The 16,387-nt window shown below is 64.3% G+C and carries 19 protein-coding genes; 7 read left to right on the top strand and 12 right to left on the bottom strand.

The genetic code is table 11. From position 1 onward, the window contains the following. Positions 1-34: 34 nt before the first annotated feature. From PAN31108_RS00785 to PAN31108_RS00765, 5 genes are all read right to left on the bottom strand, one after another. Complete coding sequence (locus PAN31108_RS00785; protein WP_150667007.1) at positions 35-874, bottom strand: bifunctional allantoicase/(S)-ureidoglycine aminohydrolase; 840 nt, start codon at positions 872-874, stop codon at positions 35-37. Between the two features lie 175 nt (positions 875-1,049). Next, positions 1,050-2,294, bottom strand: coding sequence for an amidohydrolase family protein (locus tag PAN31108_RS00780; protein WP_150667006.1), 1,245 nt, complete (start codon positions 2,292-2,294; stop codon positions 1,050-1,052). Between the two features lie 243 nt (positions 2,295-2,537). Further along, entirely contained in the window at positions 2,538-3,086 is a 549-nt protein-coding gene (locus PAN31108_RS00775) for an AidA/PixA family protein (RefSeq protein WP_150667005.1), read from the bottom strand. A 96-nt stretch (positions 3,087-3,182) separates the two neighbouring features. Next, a complete protein-coding gene (locus PAN31108_RS00770) occupies positions 3,183-3,686 on the bottom strand; it encodes an inclusion body family protein (RefSeq protein WP_150667004.1) in 504 nt (167 codons plus the stop codon). A gap of 446 nt (positions 3,687-4,132) precedes the next feature. After that, positions 4,133-5,707 carry a hypothetical protein gene (locus PAN31108_RS00765; RefSeq protein WP_150667003.1) on the bottom strand — a complete coding sequence of 525 codons (1,575 nt, stop codon included), beginning with the start codon at positions 5,705-5,707 and terminating at the stop codon, positions 4,133-4,135. 363 nt (positions 5,708-6,070) lie between these two features. Between PAN31108_RS00765 and PAN31108_RS00760 the strand changes: the two genes are divergently transcribed. Next, complete coding sequence (locus tag PAN31108_RS00760) at positions 6,071-6,787, top strand: class I SAM-dependent methyltransferase (RefSeq protein ID WP_150667002.1); 717 nt, start codon at positions 6,071-6,073, stop codon at positions 6,785-6,787. Positions 6,788-6,796: 9 nt separating this feature from the next. Further along, complete coding sequence (locus PAN31108_RS00755; protein ID WP_150667001.1) at positions 6,797-7,240, top strand: Rrf2 family transcriptional regulator; 444 nt, start codon at positions 6,797-6,799, stop codon at positions 7,238-7,240. Positions 7,241-7,260: 20 nt separating this feature from the next. Here the strand turns inward: PAN31108_RS00755 and PAN31108_RS00750 are convergent, their stop codons facing one another. Together PAN31108_RS00750 and PAN31108_RS00745 are read right to left on the bottom strand one after the other, a co-directional pair. Then, positions 7,261-7,572, bottom strand: a complete 312-nt coding sequence (locus PAN31108_RS00750; RefSeq protein ID WP_150667000.1) for a hypothetical protein — start codon at positions 7,570-7,572, stop codon at positions 7,261-7,263. Between the two features lie 151 nt (positions 7,573-7,723). Beyond that, a complete protein-coding gene (locus tag PAN31108_RS00745) occupies positions 7,724-8,254 on the bottom strand; it encodes a thioredoxin family protein (RefSeq protein WP_150666999.1) in 531 nt (176 codons plus the stop codon). Positions 8,255-8,473: 219 nt separating this feature from the next. On the opposite strand from PAN31108_RS00745, the gene PAN31108_RS00740 reads away from it, so the two are divergent. The 5 genes from PAN31108_RS00740 to PAN31108_RS00720 all read left to right on the top strand — a co-directional run bounded on the left by PAN31108_RS00740 (position 8,474) and on the right by PAN31108_RS00720 (position 11,590). Further along, on the top strand, positions 8,474-8,857 hold the full coding sequence (locus PAN31108_RS00740) for a GFA family protein (RefSeq protein WP_150666998.1): 384 nt from the start codon (positions 8,474-8,476) through the stop codon (positions 8,855-8,857). Then, entirely contained in the window at positions 8,854-9,045 is a 192-nt protein-coding gene (locus PAN31108_RS00735) for a hypothetical protein (protein WP_150666997.1), read from the top strand. The genes PAN31108_RS00740 and PAN31108_RS00735 overlap by 4 nt, the downstream gene beginning before the upstream one ends. Positions 9,046-9,053: 8 nt before the next feature. Further along, a complete protein-coding gene (locus PAN31108_RS00730; protein ID WP_150666996.1) occupies positions 9,054-9,794 on the top strand; it encodes a response regulator in 741 nt (246 codons plus the stop codon). Then, the gene (locus tag PAN31108_RS00725) at positions 9,791-11,128 is read left to right on the top strand and encodes an ATP-binding protein (RefSeq protein ID WP_150666995.1); all 1,338 of its coding nucleotides are present in this window, start codon (positions 9,791-9,793) and stop codon (positions 11,126-11,128) included. The genes PAN31108_RS00730 and PAN31108_RS00725 overlap by 4 nt, the downstream gene beginning before the upstream one ends. A 228-nt stretch (positions 11,129-11,356) precedes the next feature. Beyond that, a complete protein-coding gene (locus PAN31108_RS00720; RefSeq protein WP_150666994.1) occupies positions 11,357-11,590 on the top strand; it encodes a DUF4148 domain-containing protein in 234 nt (77 codons plus the stop codon). Positions 11,591-11,801: 211 nt separating this feature from the next. Here the strand turns inward: PAN31108_RS00720 and PAN31108_RS00715 are convergent, their stop codons facing one another. The 5 genes from PAN31108_RS00715 to PAN31108_RS00695 form a co-directional block, all read right to left on the bottom strand. Beyond that, complete coding sequence (locus tag PAN31108_RS00715) at positions 11,802-12,236, bottom strand: YciI family protein (protein ID WP_246183704.1); 435 nt, start codon at positions 12,234-12,236, stop codon at positions 11,802-11,804. A 22-nt stretch (positions 12,237-12,258) separates the two neighbouring features. Next, a complete protein-coding gene (locus PAN31108_RS00710; protein ID WP_150666993.1) occupies positions 12,259-13,587 on the bottom strand; it encodes an NAD(P)/FAD-dependent oxidoreductase in 1,329 nt (442 codons plus the stop codon). Positions 13,588-13,662: 75 nt separating this feature from the next. Next, on the bottom strand, positions 13,663-14,430 hold the full coding sequence (locus PAN31108_RS00705) for an ABC transporter ATP-binding protein (protein ID WP_150667405.1): 768 nt from the start codon (positions 14,428-14,430) through the stop codon (positions 13,663-13,665). 71 nt (positions 14,431-14,501) lie between these two features. Further along, positions 14,502-15,269: an ABC transporter permease gene (locus PAN31108_RS00700; protein WP_174994788.1), complete on the bottom strand. Its 768-nt coding sequence runs from the start codon at positions 15,267-15,269 to the stop codon at positions 14,502-14,504. A 59-nt stretch (positions 15,270-15,328) separates the two neighbouring features. Further along, positions 15,329-16,333, bottom strand: coding sequence for an ABC transporter substrate-binding protein (locus PAN31108_RS00695; RefSeq protein ID WP_150666992.1), 1,005 nt, complete (start codon positions 16,331-16,333; stop codon positions 15,329-15,331). Between the last annotated feature and the right edge of the window lie 54 nt (positions 16,334-16,387).

The raw sequence follows: 16,387 nt of genomic DNA, 5'->3' as shown, positions 1-16,387 counted from the left end.
AGCGTAACGACGCCTCGGGAAGTCGGGCGCGGGGTTACTTCGGCTGTGCGCCCAACGTCAGCGTCATGTGACGGTTGACGTCCTTGTACAGCAGGTAACGGAACGGGCCGGGGCCGCCGGCGTAGCAGGCCTGCGGGCAGAACGCGCGCAACCACATGAAGTCGCCGGCTTCGACTTCCACCCAATCCTGATTCAGGCGATAGACGGCCTTGCCTTCGAGCACATACAGGCCGTGCTCCATCACATGCGTTTCCGCGAACGGGATCACGCCGCCCGGCTGGAACGTCACGATATTGACGTGCATGTCGTGGCGCATGTCCTGAATGTCGACGAAGCGCGTCGTCACCCAGCGCCCGTCGGTGCCCGGCATGGGGATCGGCGCGACATCCTGCTCGTGCTTCACGAACGGCTCGGGATACGGCAGGCCTTCTACCGCCTGATAGTGCTTGCGAATCCAGTGAAAGCGCGCGGTGCTCCGGCTGTTGTTGCGCAGTTGCCAGTCGGTCGCGGGCGGAATGAACGCGTAGCCGCCCGGGGTGAGCGTGTTCGCCTTGCCCTGAATCGTGACCGTGATTTCGCCTTCGACGACGAACAGCACCCCTTCGGCCTTATCGTCCTGCTCGGGCTTGTCGCTGCCGCCACCGGCACCGACTTCCATGATGTACTGCGCGAACGTCTCGGCGAATCCCGAGAGCGGACGTGCCAGCACCCACAGACGTGTGTTGTCCCAGAACGGGAGATGGCTCGTGACGATATCGCGCATCACCCCCTTCGGAATGACGGCATACGCTTCGGTGAACATGGCGCGGTCGGTAAGCAGTTCCGTCTGGCCCGGATGCCCGCCCTGCGGCGCGTAATACGTGGTCTTCGACATTGTAGTTGGCTCCTGATGCATTTCGATTTTTCTCCCCATCGTCCGCCGCCGGGTACCTTGGGCGCGATCCGCGCTTGGGGGCGCGCACAGATCGCTTCACCTCGGTGCGGCAAACGCGTGCGATGCCGCCGCCCCACACACACATCGTGCAGACCTGCGGCATCGTGCATGACAGTCAGGTCGGGGTGGACCCTGCCGTGTCCTCGCGCAGGGCGGGGTCCAGCGTAAGCTGCGCCGGGCCGCCCCAATAACGTCCATGACGAATCACGGCGCGGGCCGCCGGTGCCGTGGCCACGGCGGCAGCGGCGTTCGGCGCATCCAGGATCACGAAGCTCGCTTCGTTGCCCGCATGCAGACCGTAATCGGTCTTGCCGATGACCGAGGCGGCCGCCGTCGTGGCCATCTCCAGCGCAACGCGCAGATCCGCGTCCGTATAGAAACCCGAGCGATAGCCGATGAGCATCGCGCGTTGCAGCATGTCGCCGTTACCGTACGGCCACCAGCTGTCCTGAATGTTGTCGTTGCCTGTGAACACACGCACGCCCGCTTCGCGCAAGCGAAGGATCGGCGGGAAGGCGCGGTCGCCCGGCGCGTTGGTCATGATGGCGATGTCGGCGTCTGCCAATGCGCGCGCGATCGTGTCGAGGTCGGCAGGGCCGATGTCGCCCAGCCCGTAGGCGTGGCTGACGCAAACGTACCCCTGCAATCCGGCGGCCTGCGTGCGCGACGCGATGCGGTGCAATTGCGCCAGTCCGATGTCGCCGGGTTCGTGCAGATGAATGTCGAGCTTCGTGCCATAGCGTTCCGCGATGCCGAAGATCACGTTCAACTGGCCATGCGGATCGCCGTCGAGCGTGGTCGGGTCGATGCCGCCCACCCCATGCACGCCTGCGCGAACGGCTTCTTCGAGCACTTCGGCGGTGCCCGGGCAACTCATCACGCCGGCCTGCGGGAACGCCACAAGCTCGATATCGAGCCACTCGCGCCATTTTTCGCGCATGGCCATGACTTCGTTCAGGTGTGTGAGGCCGGTGCTGGCGTCGACATCGACATGACACCGCATCGCCACGGTGCCGAACGACGCCGTCTGGCGCATCAGGGCGTCGGCCCGCCGGGCCATCGGCGCGGCGGCCGCGATTTCCTGCTTTTCGGCGGCAAGCCGCTCACGCAGCGTGGCTGCGGGGCGATGTGCTCGCCAGCGGTCGCCGACGAAACTCTTGTCGAGATGGATATGGCCGTCGACGAAGCCGGGCAAAACGAGCTTGCCTTGCAGGTCGACGATCTGCGCGTCGGCATCCGGCGTGTACGACGCAGGGGCGCCGACGTAGGTAAAGCGTCCGTCGCGCGTGGCAAGCGTCATGGGATTGCCGTCGGCGTCGATGGCGCCGACGAAGACGCGGTGATGACCTGAGGGAGTCATGGAACGATCTCTGTGCTGCCCGGGCCCTCGCCGGCGCTGCGTGCCGTGTGGCTGGCGCCGCCGCACCGCGAGGTTTTTGGGGGGAGTGAAACGGCGGGGTGAGACCTACAAGATAGCGAACCGGTCGCACATCGACAAATTAAATATCGAAATGCATAGCATTCGATTTTCGAATGGTTGGCGTCGATGTCCGGGGGCTGCTGCGCTATCGTCCATGTGAGGGGCGTCGATGCCCGGGGGGGCTCACGGCACGGCCATCCGAAACGACCATGAGAAGCGCCCGAGAACGTTTGCCTCGCGGTCTGTCACGATAGCCTCGGCCGTCAATTCGGCGTCGCCGCTGGCGACGACGTCTGCCTGCCAGAAGGCATCCGTGGCTTCGCGCGCCACGGGCGACGTCGGCGTATCGGTGCCCGGGGCGTATCGCACCGCCTTGTCTTCGACATGAAGCCTCAGGTGATGGAGCGTCGTCTCATCGGCTAACGCGAGTTGCAACAGCACGGCGTGTTCGCCACGCATGGCGAGCGGGGTCCAGCGGATGCGCAACCGCTGCCCGGGGCGCACGTCGATGCACCAGCGTGCCCCACCCGTTCCGCTCTCGCCGCTCAGTGCGTCGCGCCCGGGCGACAACCGATAGCAATCGCTGCCGTCGACCGTTGCAGACGGCGTATGCCCGTCGGTCTTGTCCAGCAGCGTCGCCGTATCGATCGCGAGCAGCACATCGATGACGGTGACGCGATCGGCAGCCGCCTCGCCATCGCCCCGGGTGCCGCAGGTTTGTGCGTCGGACATGATATTTCCTTGGCGATAACCATCGCGAACAGTCGTGGGCGCCGCCGCCCGGCGCTTGCGTGCGGCTCGCGCGCGTGAGCGGCGCCCGGAGACGACTCAGTGGTTGCGAATGGTGATGAACGGGTCCCACTGATAGCAGCCGCAGAGATTGCCTGCGCGATCCAGCACCATGAACTGGAAGTGATATGTGACGCGCCCGGTCTTGAGGGTCTCGCACGACCAGAAGTAGTTGGCGCAGCGCTGCTTCTTCGGCTTGGTCGGGTCGGGCGGATTCGGCACGGGAATCGTGACCTCGGCCTCACGCGGCGACGGCGGCGAGATCAACTCGTTGCCCTGATTGCCGACGAACTTGTAGAAGATGCAGGACTGTTCGAAACCCAGCGACAACGAACATTCCCTCCAGCGGATGACGTCCCCGACGGTGGCGGCGACGTCCAGTTCGCCCCCGGCCTGCCCACTGACCACGTTGCCTTGCGTCACGATCATGAAGACATGCTTGAAGTCGATGATCGGCGGGTTCGCCATGCTGGTGTTCTTGCCGTACCGGTCGACGATCGTCTTGGTGTCGATGCTGACGAGCACATCGGTGATTTGCGACATGGGGTTCTCCACGAAAGACTCGGTTGAGTGCCGTCGATCGGGCATGACGCCGGCCTCGAATCGAACGGTCAGGCCGCGGCTGTGTCGCCGCGCGCGCAAACGTCGCAGACGACACGCGCGCTGTCGCGGCCGCTGCTGGTTTCGCCGGTGGAGGGTAGGCAGGGAACCCGCGACGTTCAACGACGCGCCGACGCTCACGATGAGTGACATCGATGCGCAAAACCGCGTCACCGTTGGCGTTGCCGGGACTTCCCGGGAAGCTACCAATCGGGAAATTGGAGCGATCGAACCAAAACGCCCACCATGAAGCGTCATGGGCCGGCGTCTTGCATGGCGACGGATTGCGCCGCTTGGCGTGAGGCGCGTGTCAGCCAGGGTTGCGACGGTGTTGCCGACGTTCGGGCGCGGGAATGCCGAGGCGCGCAGTGTGGCTGCGCAGGGCGTTCTTAAGCGGTCTCGGCGGCGGCGAACCGCAAGGCGGTGACACCAGCCGCCTTGAGACGCGTCGGATCCCCTTCGAGCGACGTGCGTTTGCGCACATCGTCGGCGGCGGCGTCGTTTGCCGCATCGCGGCCGGACGGCCTCGTCGCGCGTGCGGCGTCGTTTTGCATGATCGACTGGAGCAGCGTCATCAGATCGCTGTGGCTCGATGCCGATACCGGTGTCGTGACGTCGCTCACGAGCTTCGCCATCTCGTAGCGCTGTACCTGCGTCGTCTGGCTGGCCGAGCGGCTGGCTTGCGCATAGGCAAGCAGGCCCTGGCGATAGCCCACCTCCACGGCGCTCCGCGCCGTGTCTTCGATCTTCACATACTCGTAATTTTGCGACTTCGGATCGCTTGTCAGATGCAGCGGCACGCCGGCCCACAGCGAACGGTGATAGCTCGCGCTGAGCGTGGCCTGCGTCTGCTGCGCAATGGTGCGATCGAGCGTGTCCGTGCCGCCGATCTGCGTGCTTTGCGAGATCTGATAGCGAAACGCATCGATCTCCGACGGACGCATCGGGTTCGGCGACGTCGACGTCTGCGAGATCGAGGCGTTGAAATCGGCCAATCCGCTCAGTACGGACTTGTCGGCGCTGTTCAGCGCAATGCGCGGGAACGGAGGCGCCGGCGGGTAGTGACGGTTCAGCCCGACGAACGCGGCTTTGAACATGTTCATGAGCGAGGCGTCGCCGTTGCCACGGCTTTGCGCCGTGTCGAAACGCGCCTGCCATGCGTCGAGCGCAGCCTGCCGGGCTTTCGGGCTGCCGATGGCCTGTACGTTTTTCAGGTCGACATCGACGTCGAACTTGCCGCTCGGCCCCTCGACATGCATCGAGCGCAACGCGGCGTCGGCATGGAACGTGAGGGTCTGCGGCGTGCGGGTATCGGCGCCGAGCGTGGCCGCAAGATCGACGGACGTAAGTACCGAGGTGTCGAAGTCCGTCAACCCGCTGAAGTCGATGACCGGAGGTCGTGCGGCAAGGCCGTTGACGGCGTTCTGAAACGCGTCGCCGAGCTTGCCCAACGAGTCGCGCTCGGTGTCGGTGAGCGTGCCTTGCGTCACGTTGAACTCGACCGACAGGCCGTCGTCGCTGCTACCGAGTTTGACGGTGACTTGTGCGCCGCCGGCCGTGGTGATCGATAACGCGAACTGGTTGTCCGCGCCGGCTTGCAGTGTCGATTGCCGTAACGCGAGATCTGTGTCGGTCGCGGGGGCGGCGGAGGTCGAGCGGACCACGCTTTGCGAGAACGACGTCGCGCCTGTGGATATCGCGAAAAGCAGTTTTGCGCCTAACTGGTCGATCCGGTTGCCGAGCGAAGACGTCGACAGGTTGCCGGACATCAGGCGCGAGATCGCGTCCGACGGCGCCTGCCGCCAGTTCAGCACCGCGCCGTTCGCCACCGGCTGGGCGTATGTCGGCCAGTTGGCAAGGGGAGGCGCCTGGGTGAGGGTGACACGTGTCGAGTCCGGGGCGCTTATGACGTTCTCCGCGCCTTTCATTGCGCCTTCCATTGCGCCTTTGATTGCGTCGCTCATTGTGCCGCTCCCGCTGACGGGCACGGTGCTGGGAATCGAGGCATTCGACGCCCGCAAGGCAATGTCGCCGGTCATCGGCAGGAGGCGGTTGGGGGCCGTATTGATAGACGTCATCGGAGGGGGCGTGTCGTTCGGTTGTCCTTGTAAGCCCCGGTAAGGATTCCAGGGCGATCAAAAGCATTAACGACCGGTAGACGCCAATATTTAGGCAGGCTCCTCGATTTCAACAGGGGCCGCGTGATACCCGCGCCGACCGGCGTGCAGTCCTCGTCGGCTGTCCCACTTGCCGGTGAGACGAGTCACGTGGCATCATGAAACATTAAAAGTTACGAATAACGTCGGCAAATCCTCGGGAGTTCGGCAATGCAGCAAGACACCATCGCGATGTTCGACCAGCATGCCGCCACGTATGACCAGACCTGGCATGCGATGGCGCCCTTGCGCGAGGCCATGCAACTGGTGCTCGACAACGTTTTCGCGCCGTTGCCGGACGATGCCCGCGTGTTGAGCGTGGGCGCAGGCACGGGCGCGGAGATTCTTTACCTCGCCGGGCGTCATCCGGGCTGGCGCTTCACGGCAGTGGAACCGTCGGGGCCGATGCTGGATGTTTTCCGGGCCAAGGCCGAGGCGCAGGGGATCGCGTCGCGTTGCGTCTTCCACCAGGGATTTCTCGAATCGCTGCCGGAGGGCGCGCCGTTCGATGCGGCAACGTCGATTCTCGTCTCCCAGTTCGTGACGGATCCCGCAGGGCGCCAGGCGTTTTTCCGGGGGATTGCCGAGCGGTTACGTCCGGGGGGCTATCTCGCCAGCGCGGATCTGGCTTGCGACATGGCCTCGGACGCCGGACGACGCCTGCTTGAGGTATGGTTCGGGATGATGTCCGTGGCGCCCGAGGCGCGCGAGCGTGCAAAGGGCATCTATGGAGCGCAGGTGGCGGTGGTGCCTCCCGAGGCGATGGACGACATCCTCCGGGCGGGCGGTTTCGACATGCCGGTGCGCTTTTTCCAGAGCGGGTTGATTCACGCCTGGTTCGCGCGTCAGGCGCTCGAACATGGAGAGGACGATAAAGGGCCGCAATGAAGGGAAGCCATGAGAAGCGATAGCCGACTGTCCCGAATGCTGCACGTGCTGTTGCACATGGCGCGGCACGATGCACCGTTCACATCCGAGCAACTGGCGCAGATGCTTCGGACGAACCCGGTCGTGGTCAGAAGAACGATGGCCGGACTGCGCGAAGCGGGCTACGTGCGCTCCGACAAGGGGCACGGCGGCGGCTGGACGCTCGCGTGCGACCTGCGTGAGGTCACGCTGCTCGACGTCCACCGTGCCGTGGGCGGCCCGAACATCTTCGCCATCGGCGTGGAGAGCGACAACCCGCAATGCGCCGTCGAGCGGGCGGTGAATGCGGCACTCGACGGGGCGCTGCGCGAGGCCGAAGCCATCCTGATCGCCCGGCTCGGTGCCATCTCGCTGGCCGACCTCGCAGCGAATTTCGACGTGCTGTGCGCGCAACATGAAGCGGCGGCAAGCTGACGGATCCCGGGCTTGAATACCTAGTATTCGTAGACGCCCAGTTCATCCAGTTTCCGATCGAACTCGGCGAGATGCACTACGGCGACGTCGCGTGAGAACGGATCGTACGCCGGAAGGAGCGGGCGTAACGCGGCTTTGAACGTTACCACCTGAGTCGGTTCGAGTCCCCGGGCATGGGCGTCAAGCTGACTGAGCGCATCCCAGGCGTCGTTATCCGGCGTCCACGGCCGTTCCCCGTCTGCGCCGGCCGACGTCGCGTTGGTCAGCGTCATGGCGAGCGTCACGATTGCGGCGACATCGGTCGGTGTGTCGACGACCGAACCGGTCGCCATCGGTGACACCTCTGAAGCGGACCGGATACCGTGCATATTGTCTCCAGGGAAATGTGGCGATCCATCGAATGTCTCGCGACAGATGGTTGTCGGCTTACGGAAATCGCCTTTTCCAGCGATTCCCGTGACCCTCCCTTCCTCTTTTCCCTTCTTAAGGTTGCGGCGCGGCCAACTGCGCCTTGATGGCGGCTTCCGTCTTGTCGTAATCGCCTTCGCCGAAGTGCGTGTAGACGATCTTTCCGGACTTGTCGACAAGGTAGAACGCCGGCCAGTACAGGTTGTCGTAAGCCTTCCACGTCGCGTAGCGGTTGTCCTGCGCAACCGGATAAGTGATGCCGAAGCGGCGGATGGCGTCCTGCACGTTCTTCGTATCGCGCTCGTAAGCGTATTCCGGCGTATGCACGCCGACCACCACCAGTCCCTGATCCTTGTACTTGTCGTACCACTGCTTCACGTACGGCAGGGTATGGATGCAGTTGATGCACGAATACGTCCAGAAGTCGACCAGCACGACCTTGCCGCGCAGTTGCTGCATGGTGAGCGGCTGGCTGTTGAGCCAGTTGTCGATGCCTGTGAATTCCGGGGCGGTTACGCCGGCGAGGGGGCGGGCCTGCGATGGCGCGCAGGCCGCGAGACCGGTGAGGGTGAGCGCGACGAAGGCGCTTTTGAGCATGGTCAGCATGACAGTTATCTCCTGAGAGCAGTGCAACGGGTTGAGTGATTCGGTAGGCGTATTTCAGCGCCCGGGCGTATCTGTCATGTGTGCAAAAAGCCGCAGTTCGGCAATGTCGTGTATCGGAGCGCCCGCCAGATACACAGTGATACAAACGGGCCCAACGATTGCGCTATAACGCTGACATCGACCGCGCCTTCGGTGCGGGGTACCTCCGGGAGTTCGTTCATGTCGCCAGAAACATCGTCAGCAGCGCTGCAAGGATCCTGCCACTGCGGGGCCGTCCGTTTTGAAGTCGTCACGCCGGTCGAACCGGCCGCCCGCTGCAATTGCAGCTTGTGCCGCCGCAAGGGCGCACTGATGACGCCCGCATTTCCCGAAGCGAATCTGCGGATTCTGTCGGGTGAGGACGATTTGACCTGTTACCAGTTCAATTCGCGCGTGGCGAAGCATTACTTCTGCAAGCATTGCGGCATCTATCCGTTCCATGCGTCCCGCACGATGCCCGGCATGTGGCGCGCGAATATCGGGTGTCTCGAAGCGATCGATCCGTATGCGCTCGAGGCTTCCGTGGCCAATGGGCAGGCGCTGTCCGTGGTGGACGACGCATGAGACGCCTGCTCAGCCTGCTGGCGTTCCTGGTGGGCGGCCTCAGCACCGAAGTGGTTCACCCGCTGCAATGCGATCTCGCACCGGCGAGCCGTCGCGTTCCGCCCGAAACGGAGCGTGCCCGCCGTCGCAAGGATCCGCCGTTGTCAGGAGACGACGATAGCGGTCGGCCGCAACGCCCGTCGCTATAATCGTTCGCATGGAAAAAATCGATCATGTGCTGATCGTCGACGACGATCGTGGGATTCGGGAACTGCTCGCCGAGTACCTGGAAAAGAACGGCATGCGCGTGAGCACGGCCGCCAACGGACGCGAGATGCGCACGGTGCTTGCCGACGGCGCGCCCGACCTCATCGTGCTCGACCTGATGCTGCCCGGCGAAGACGGTCTCGTGCTGTGCCGCGAGCTGCGTGCTGGCAAGTTCAGGGCGGTGCCCGTTCTCATGCTCACGGCGCGCAGCGAAGAAACCGACCGGATCGTCGGCCTCGAGATGGGGGCGGACGACTACCTCGCCAAACCCTTCGCCGTGCGCGAGTTGCTCGCGCGCATCAAGTCGGTGCTGCGGCGTACCCGCATGCTGCCGCCGGGTATGCAGATTACGGAGACGGCCGAGGTGCTCGCTTTCGGCGAGTGGCAGTTGGACACCACGGCGCGTCATTTGCTCGATACCGATGGCACGCAGGTGGCGCTCAGCGGCGCCGAATATCGTTTGCTGCGCGTATTGCTCGACCATCCGCAACGCGTGCTCACGCGCGATCAGTTGCTCAATCTCACGCAGGGCAGGCAGGCCGACGCCTTCGACCGGTCTATCGACCTGCTCATCAGCCGTTTGCGCCAGCGACTGCGCGACGGCGCGCGTGAGCCCCGCTACATCAAGACGCTGCGCAACGAAGGCTATGTGTTCTGCGCGGCGGTCACCGTCGTCTCCGCTCCCGAATGACAGCAACTTCGCCGTCGGTCCCGGCCCCAGGACCCCTGAACCGGCGTTGGCCGCGCTCTTTGTTCGCGCGGCTCGCCCTGATCCTCTTCGTCGGCCTCGCGTTGGCCCAGACGCTCTCGTTCTGGCTCACGATGACCGAGCGCAATCGCGTGACGTCGAACATGATGAGCATCTATATCGAGAGCGAGGTGGCCAGTTCGGTCGCGTTGCTCGATCACTTGCCGGCGGCGGAGCGGGCGCAATGGTTGCCGCGTCTGGCGCGGCGCAGCTATCACTTCGAACTCGGCCCCGGCGTGCCGGGCGGCAAGCCGGACGAGGGCGCGGCGATGCAGGTCGCACGCGTGATCGAAGAGTCGATCGGCGTGGCGTATCCGGTGACGGTCGACAGCGTACCGGGCGATCCCGACCGGCTTCAGGCCCATCTGCGACTGCGCGACGGCTCGCCGCTGACCATTAACGTGTTTCCCACCCCGACGCTGCCGATGTCGGGCTGGCTGCCCACCATGCTCGGGCTCCAGTTGGTGGTGATCGCGGCGTGCTGCTGGCTGGCGGTGCGTGTGGCCACGCGTCCGCTGAACACGCTTGCGAAGGCCGCCGATGCGCTCGGCCCGGATTTGCGCGCGGAGCGGTTGCAGGAAGACGGTCCCTCCGAGGTCGCACGCGCGGCGCGCGCCTTTAACGCGATGCAGGATCGCATCAGTGGCTACATGACCGAACGCATGCAGATTCTCGCGGCCATCTCGCATGACTTGCAGACGCCGATCACCCGCATGCGCCTGCGCGTCGATACGATGGACGACGAGGCGTCGGCGGTGCGTCTGCAACAGGATCTGAAGGAGATGGAGTCGCTGGTCAAGGAGGGCATAACGTACGCGCGCACGCTGCATGGTGCGTCGGAAGCGCCCTGCAAGGTCGATCTCGACGCGTTGCTCGACAGTCTCGTGTGCGATTACGTGGACGCGGGGTCTCCGGTCACTTTGACGGGGCAGATCGGCCCGCCGATCGTGACGCGGCCGCAGGCGTTGCGCCGCATCGTGGGCAACCTCGTCGACAACGCGCTCAAGTACGGTAACGAAGCGCATCTTGGCGTGACGAAGCGTACCGACGGCCTCGACATCGTCGTGACGGATCGCGGCCCCGGCATTCCCGAGGACATGCTCGAAGCCGTCTTTGCCCCGTTCATGCGCCTGGAGACCTCGCGCAACCGTCACACGGGCGGCACGGGCCTGGGGCTGGCGATTGCGCGTCAGTTAGCGCAGGCGATGGACGCCACGCTGACCTTGCGCAACCGCGAGGGCGGCGGGTTGGAGGCGCGTCTCTCGCTCAAGGCGTAAGCCCGGTCGGTGAAGCCGACGGCCGGGCATTTGTATCGAAGTTTGTCTGACGTTGCCGACGGTACTTACGATTGCAATAAGGGCATCGTCCGACAAATGGCAGATACGTCCGGGGAGTCTAATGGTTTCAACGGCGGCGCAACAGGAACACCGTAGTGACAGGCAACAGCCTGCACCGACCTGAGACGCCAGCACGTTACTTACCTTTACATTCTCTGGAGTCTCCCCATGAAAGCCCTTCTGATCGCTGTTTCGCTCGCTACTCTCGGCACCGCCGGTGTTGCTTATGCCGCTGGCGCGGACCAAATCCTGACGAGCACCGGCAACGCCGTCTCGGCCGCGCACTGGACGCCGGATAACGGCCCGTCGCTCACCACCGCCCAGGTCAAGCAGGAACTGCAAAGTGCAGCGGCGTCGGGTGAGACCGACTACCTGAACATGACGCTGTACAAAGGCGCATGACGTCAGCGTGCCGGGCGGCGAAGGCCGGTAGTCCCCCAAAACGCCCGGCAATGCCGGGCGACCCCGAGAGGGCAGCGGGCCGAGTTTTGCACCATGCAGAACTCGGCCCGTGGTCTTTTCGTCAAGGCGACGACACGTCAATGGCATCGACGTCAACGTGTCCGGTGACGGTGTCGACGGACGGCGCAAACGCCGGCCTCATGCCGGTCGATCAGAGCAGCCCGGCGACCTGCGGAATGAACTTGACCGGGTTGAAGGTGATCACGCGATAGCTGGCAAGCCCATGAATGTAAAACGGGTCTTGCGCGATGATTGCGTCGAGTTCCTCGCGCGATACTTTGCCGGAGACGATGATGATGCCGCCATCGCGCGGATCCTTTGGGCCGGAGGCAATGAAGACCTCGCGGTCGTATTGCGTGGAGAGAAATGTGCGATGCGCTTCGAGTTGCGTGTCAACGGCGCTTACGGGTTGCAGGTATGTCAGTTCGACGATGTACATCAGGCTGGCCTTATCAGAAAAAAGCGGCAATTGCCGCTTGGGAGCCAGTGTAGCAATTCGTTTGCGTAGGCGCTGGACAGCCCTTGTCCAGCGTTGCGCCTTTGTTTTATCAGGTGCGACATCGCCTGTGGCAAACGCCCCGGGCAAACGCCCGAAGCCCTCGCCGGAATCAGCGCTCCAACCCGGCGCGATGCTTCTGATACTGAATCGCCGAGACGATCGCAACCCGCCGGATCGGCTCGGGCGGCAGCCATGTCGGGCGCTCGAAGCCCAGTGCGTCGGCGAGCTCGGGCGAGTGGTGTCCGCAGGCCATCTCGCCGAGCAGCTTGCCGAACATGCTGCCTTTGAGCACGCCCGCGCCATTGCAGCCGAGCGACGCGAACAGCCCCTTGCGCACCTCGCCGAAGTAGAGTGCGCCATTGCGCGTGAGTGCCGTCACACCGCCCCAGACATGCTCGAACTTGTGCGAGGCCATCTGCGGATAGCGACGTCGATACGCGTCGGTGAGCATCGCGTCGACATTCGCCATCGGGCGCTCCTTCTCGTACGAATAGGCGCTTCGCACGATGAAGCGACCGCCGAGCGTCTTGCGCAGCGTGGTGCCCAGACGGTTCGCCGGAATCACGCCCCATTCGCGCGCCGGACCGAGCTTGGCCAACTCGTCGGCGGACAAGGCCGGGGTCATCGCGGCATACGTGTAGATCGTGAAGACGCGGTCGCGCGCCAGCCCAAGCTTACGGGCAAAGCCGTTGTTCGCCACGATGACCTGGCCGGCGCGCAGCGGCCCGGTGTCCGTCGTCACCATAAACGGCCCGGTACCGTCGAGCGCCACGACCGGCGCGTTCTCCCACAGGCGGACGTTGGCAGGCAGGCTGTCCGCCAGTCCACGTACGAGGGCGGCCGGCTGCACGAAGACGTTGTTGTCGGAGTGATAACCGTACCCATAGTAGCGGGTGCCGATTTCGCTGTGTAACGCGTCGCGCGCGAGTTCCCGGTAGGTCACGCCCCACTCGCGGTATTGCGCCAGCGTCTCGCGCAGCCGCTGTTCGCCGTCGGGCGTGGCGGCCGCGTGGTACTTGCCGACAGGGTTCCAGCCGCAATCGATGCCATGCGTCGTCACCAGGTCGTGGAGCCACGTCAGGCCGAGGTCATACAGACGAATCTGCTTGCGCGCGACGTCGACCGGGCTGCCATGCCCGCCCATGCCGGTGTTGTGGGGCAGGTTGATCAGAAAGCCCGAGTTGCGACCGGCCGAGCCGTTGCCCACGGTGGTGGCATCGACCACCAGCACCGAGGCGTGCGGCCGAAGCTCCGCGACGCGCCGCGCCGCCGCCAGTCCGGTGAAGCCCGCACCGATAACGATGACGTCGAAACTGCGCTCGGCCGGTGCTTGTGCATGCGGCGCGCGGGCCGTCAGCAGGGCGTTCCAGCCGGCGCCCGCCTGATAAGCGGGAAATGTGCCCCGCACATGGCGGGAGGAAGTGACTTGATTGGACATGACAATAGACATGCGGGGGGCTTGCCGAATGTTGCGAGGGGACCGGGACCGAAGATGGACTTGCGCGCCGACGGGTTACGCCGTCTGACTCTCGAGACTGCGCATCACCTCGGTTTGCACGGTGTTCCAGATTTGCGATTTGAGTTCGTTGTAACGCGGTGAGAGCTGGACCTGCGCGTCGCGCGGCATCGGGAGATCGTTGGGCAGGTCGCAGGCCACCCGGCCCGGACGCGCGCTCATGATGACCATGCGCGTCGAGAGCATCAGCGCCTCGTCGATGGAGTGGGTAATGAAAACGATGGTCTTGCCGCTCTTCTGATAGATCTGGAGCAGTTCCTCCTGCAACACCTGACGCGTCATCGCATCGAGCGCGGCGAACGGCTCATCGAGCAGAATGACGTCCGGATCGTTGGCGAGCACGCGAGCGATCGACACGCGCTGACGCATGCCGCCGGAGAGCGCTTTCGGATAGCGATCCTCGAAGCCCTTCAGGCCGACCATCTCGATGTAGCGGCGCGCCGTGGCGTGGCGCGTGGCCTTGTCGATACCTTTCATCTTCAAACCGAAGGCGACGTTATCCAGCACGCTCAGCCACGGGAACAGCGCGTATTGCTGGAAAACCATACCGCAATGCGGGTCGATGCCCTTGACCTCGCGCCCGTTCACGCGAATATGGCCGGTGCTCGGCGCGTCGAAACCGGTGATCAGGTTGAGCAGGGTCGACTTGCCGCATCCGGACGCCCCCAGCAAGACCACGAACTCGCCGCGAGCAATGCTCATGTCCACGCGTTCGAGCGCCTGAAAGTCGCCGTAACGCTTCGATACGCCGTCGATGGCGATCATCGCGTGGGTCGCGAGCGGGGACGGCACGCCTTGCGCGGACCGTGCGCCGGCTAGAGAATCGATGCGATCGTTCATGCTTGCCACCTCAACACCTTGCGCTCGATGGCGCGAAATACGATATCCGTCACCAGCACCGTGACGCTGATCATCACCATGCCGAGCACGACGACTTCCGTCTGGAAGAACTCTTTGCCGTTCATGATGAGAAAGCCCAGCCCTTCGCGGGCGGCAACCAGCTCCGCCGAGATCACGCATGTCCACGACAGGCCCAGAATGATCTTCAGACCGGAGAGAATCTGGGGCAGGCTCGCGGGCAGGATCACTTCGCGCATCACTTGCCAGTGGCTCGCGCCCAGATTTTTCGCCGCGCGAATCAGCAACGGATCGACGTTGCGCGTCGCCTCGATCACGTAGACCAGCGCCGGAGCGAAGGTCCCCATGAACACGATGCTGTACTTCTGCGTCTCGGAGATGCCGAACCACAGCAGGGAGAGCGGAATCCAGCTCATCGACGGCAGCGGACGCAGGAACGACAGGATCGGGTCGAACGCGGCGCGCGCGTAGCTCGACGTGCCCAGCACGATCCCGAGCGGGATGGCGACGACCGTGGCGGCAATGAAGCCCGTCATCACGCGCCGGGTCGAGGCGAGCACGTTCGAGAGCAGCGAGCCGTCGGCCATCATGGCGCCGATCCGTTCGGCGACGGCCAAGGGCGGCGGGAGAAACAGAGGATCGATGATCCCGGTGCGGCAGGCCGTTTCCCACGCGAGCAGGAACACGACCACGGACGCGAATCCCACACTCAGCAGCGTGGCGCGGGACGGTTGACGATAATTCACAATCAGACTCCTGGAGCACGGGCCGGCAAGCCAGTTCGCACGTACCGGCGCGCGAATGCTTACAGATACGACGCGTTGATCCACTGACGCACCGCAGGCGCCTTGTCGATCTGCTTGTAGGTCACGAGCATGTCGGCCAGACGTTGCAAACCGTCGACGTAACTGCCCGGCGACTTGAGCAACGGCGTCTGCTGCGCGAGGCTGTACCATTCGGCGCCCCTGATCGTCTCGATCTGGTCGGGCACCGACATGCCGGTGAGACCGATCAACGGGCGGGCGGCCTCGTCCGGCTTGTCGCGCAGTGTCTGACAGGCGTCGAAATACACCTTCAGATACTTGCGCACGGCGTCGCCGTTTTTCTCGGCCCATGCGTTGCGCACGATCAGTACGTCCGGGCCGGGTGTCACGTTGTACTTCCTGTAGAGCGAGAACTGCGTGTCGTCGGCCAGCAACTTCATGCCCGTCATGGCGCGAATGCGGTTGAACTGCGGCGTCCAGGCGGCGGCGGCGTCGATCTGACCCGACTGGATCGCTCCCGGGATCTCGGGCGCGGGCACGTTGAGCACCGTCACGTCGTTCGACAGGCCGGCGCTACCCAGCAAATCCAGCACCAGCAAGTGGGCGCTTGAGGCGAACGTCACGCCGAGTTTCTTGCCTTTGAGGTCTTGCAGCGAATTCACGCCATCGCGCGCGAACAGACCTTCGACCTTCCCGAAGCTCTCGGGCACCGCCACGATGGAGAAGTGCTTCGAGCCGCGCGCCATCAGCGCGAGCGCCGACACGATACCGGTGCAGGCGATATCGATGCGGCCGGAGAGCACGGCGCTCATGCGCGCCGACGACGTGCCGAACGATTGCCATGACTGCTCGATACCTGCCGCGCCCAGTGCGCCCGATTTCATGGCGAGATAGGCCGGATAGTGGCCGAGCCATGCCGAACCGCCGTACTGAACGGTCGTGGCCTGCGCCGCGCGGACGCTGCCCGGCAGTGTCAGTCCGCCTGCGGCGGCCGCCGCCGACAGGGCAGCACTGGTGTGAAGGAACTGGCGTCGTGAGAGGTTCATGCGTGTCTCCTTTTTAGGCTGTGTTATTCGCGTTGAACGATGGGCGCGCTTCAG

Origin of the sequence: Pandoraea anhela (assembly GCF_902459655.1) — a bacterium.
GTDB lineage: Bacteria > Pseudomonadota > Gammaproteobacteria > Burkholderiales > Burkholderiaceae > Pandoraea > Pandoraea anhela.
The sequence above is the reverse complement of the archived record's forward strand: the minus strand, read 5'-3'. Positions and strand labels throughout refer to the sequence as shown.

What these genes read in the sequence shown, in the direction of transcription:
- PAN31108_RS00755 (WP_150667001.1), top strand. Translation starts at nt 6,797, where the DNA reads ATGAGAAGCGATAGCCGACTGTCCCGAATGCTGCACGTGCTGTTGCAC.
- PAN31108_RS00785 (WP_150667007.1), bottom strand. Translation starts at nt 874, where the DNA reads ATGTCGAAGACCACGTATTACGCGCCGCAGGGCGGGCATCCGGGCCAG.
- PAN31108_RS00735 (WP_150666997.1), top strand. Translation starts at nt 8,854, where the DNA reads ATGAGACGCCTGCTCAGCCTGCTGGCGTTCCTGGTGGGCGGCCTCAGC.
- PAN31108_RS00710 (WP_150666993.1), bottom strand. Translation starts at nt 13,587, where the DNA reads ATGTCCAATCAAGTCACTTCCTCCCGCCATGTGCGGGGCACATTTCCC.
- PAN31108_RS00750 (WP_150667000.1), bottom strand. Translation starts at nt 7,572, where the DNA reads ATGGCGACCGGTTCGGTCGTCGACACACCGACCGATGTCGCCGCAATC.
- PAN31108_RS00695 (WP_150666992.1), bottom strand. Translation starts at nt 16,333, where the DNA reads ATGAACCTCTCACGACGCCAGTTCCTTCACACCAGTGCTGCCCTGTCG.
- PAN31108_RS00745 (WP_150666999.1), bottom strand. Translation starts at nt 8,254, where the DNA reads ATGCTGACCATGCTCAAAAGCGCCTTCGTCGCGCTCACCCTCACCGGT.
- PAN31108_RS00720 (WP_150666994.1), top strand. Translation starts at nt 11,357, where the DNA reads ATGAAAGCCCTTCTGATCGCTGTTTCGCTCGCTACTCTCGGCACCGCC.
- PAN31108_RS00730 (WP_150666996.1), top strand. Translation starts at nt 9,054, where the DNA reads ATGGAAAAAATCGATCATGTGCTGATCGTCGACGACGATCGTGGGATT.
- PAN31108_RS00740 (WP_150666998.1), top strand. Translation starts at nt 8,474, where the DNA reads ATGTCGCCAGAAACATCGTCAGCAGCGCTGCAAGGATCCTGCCACTGC.
- PAN31108_RS00725 (WP_150666995.1), top strand. Translation starts at nt 9,791, where the DNA reads ATGACAGCAACTTCGCCGTCGGTCCCGGCCCCAGGACCCCTGAACCGG.
- PAN31108_RS00775 (WP_150667005.1), bottom strand. Translation starts at nt 3,086, where the DNA reads ATGTCCGACGCACAAACCTGCGGCACCCGGGGCGATGGCGAGGCGGCT.
- PAN31108_RS00765 (WP_150667003.1), bottom strand. Translation starts at nt 5,707, where the DNA reads ATGAGCGACGCAATCAAAGGCGCAATGGAAGGCGCAATGAAAGGCGCG.
- PAN31108_RS00760 (WP_150667002.1), top strand. Translation starts at nt 6,071, where the DNA reads ATGCAGCAAGACACCATCGCGATGTTCGACCAGCATGCCGCCACGTAT.
- PAN31108_RS00780 (WP_150667006.1), bottom strand. Translation starts at nt 2,294, where the DNA reads ATGACTCCCTCAGGTCATCACCGCGTCTTCGTCGGCGCCATCGACGCC.
- PAN31108_RS00705 (WP_150667405.1), bottom strand. Translation starts at nt 14,430, where the DNA reads ATGATCGCCATCGACGGCGTATCGAAGCGTTACGGCGACTTTCAGGCG.
- PAN31108_RS00770 (WP_150667004.1), bottom strand. Translation starts at nt 3,686, where the DNA reads ATGTCGCAAATCACCGATGTGCTCGTCAGCATCGACACCAAGACGATC.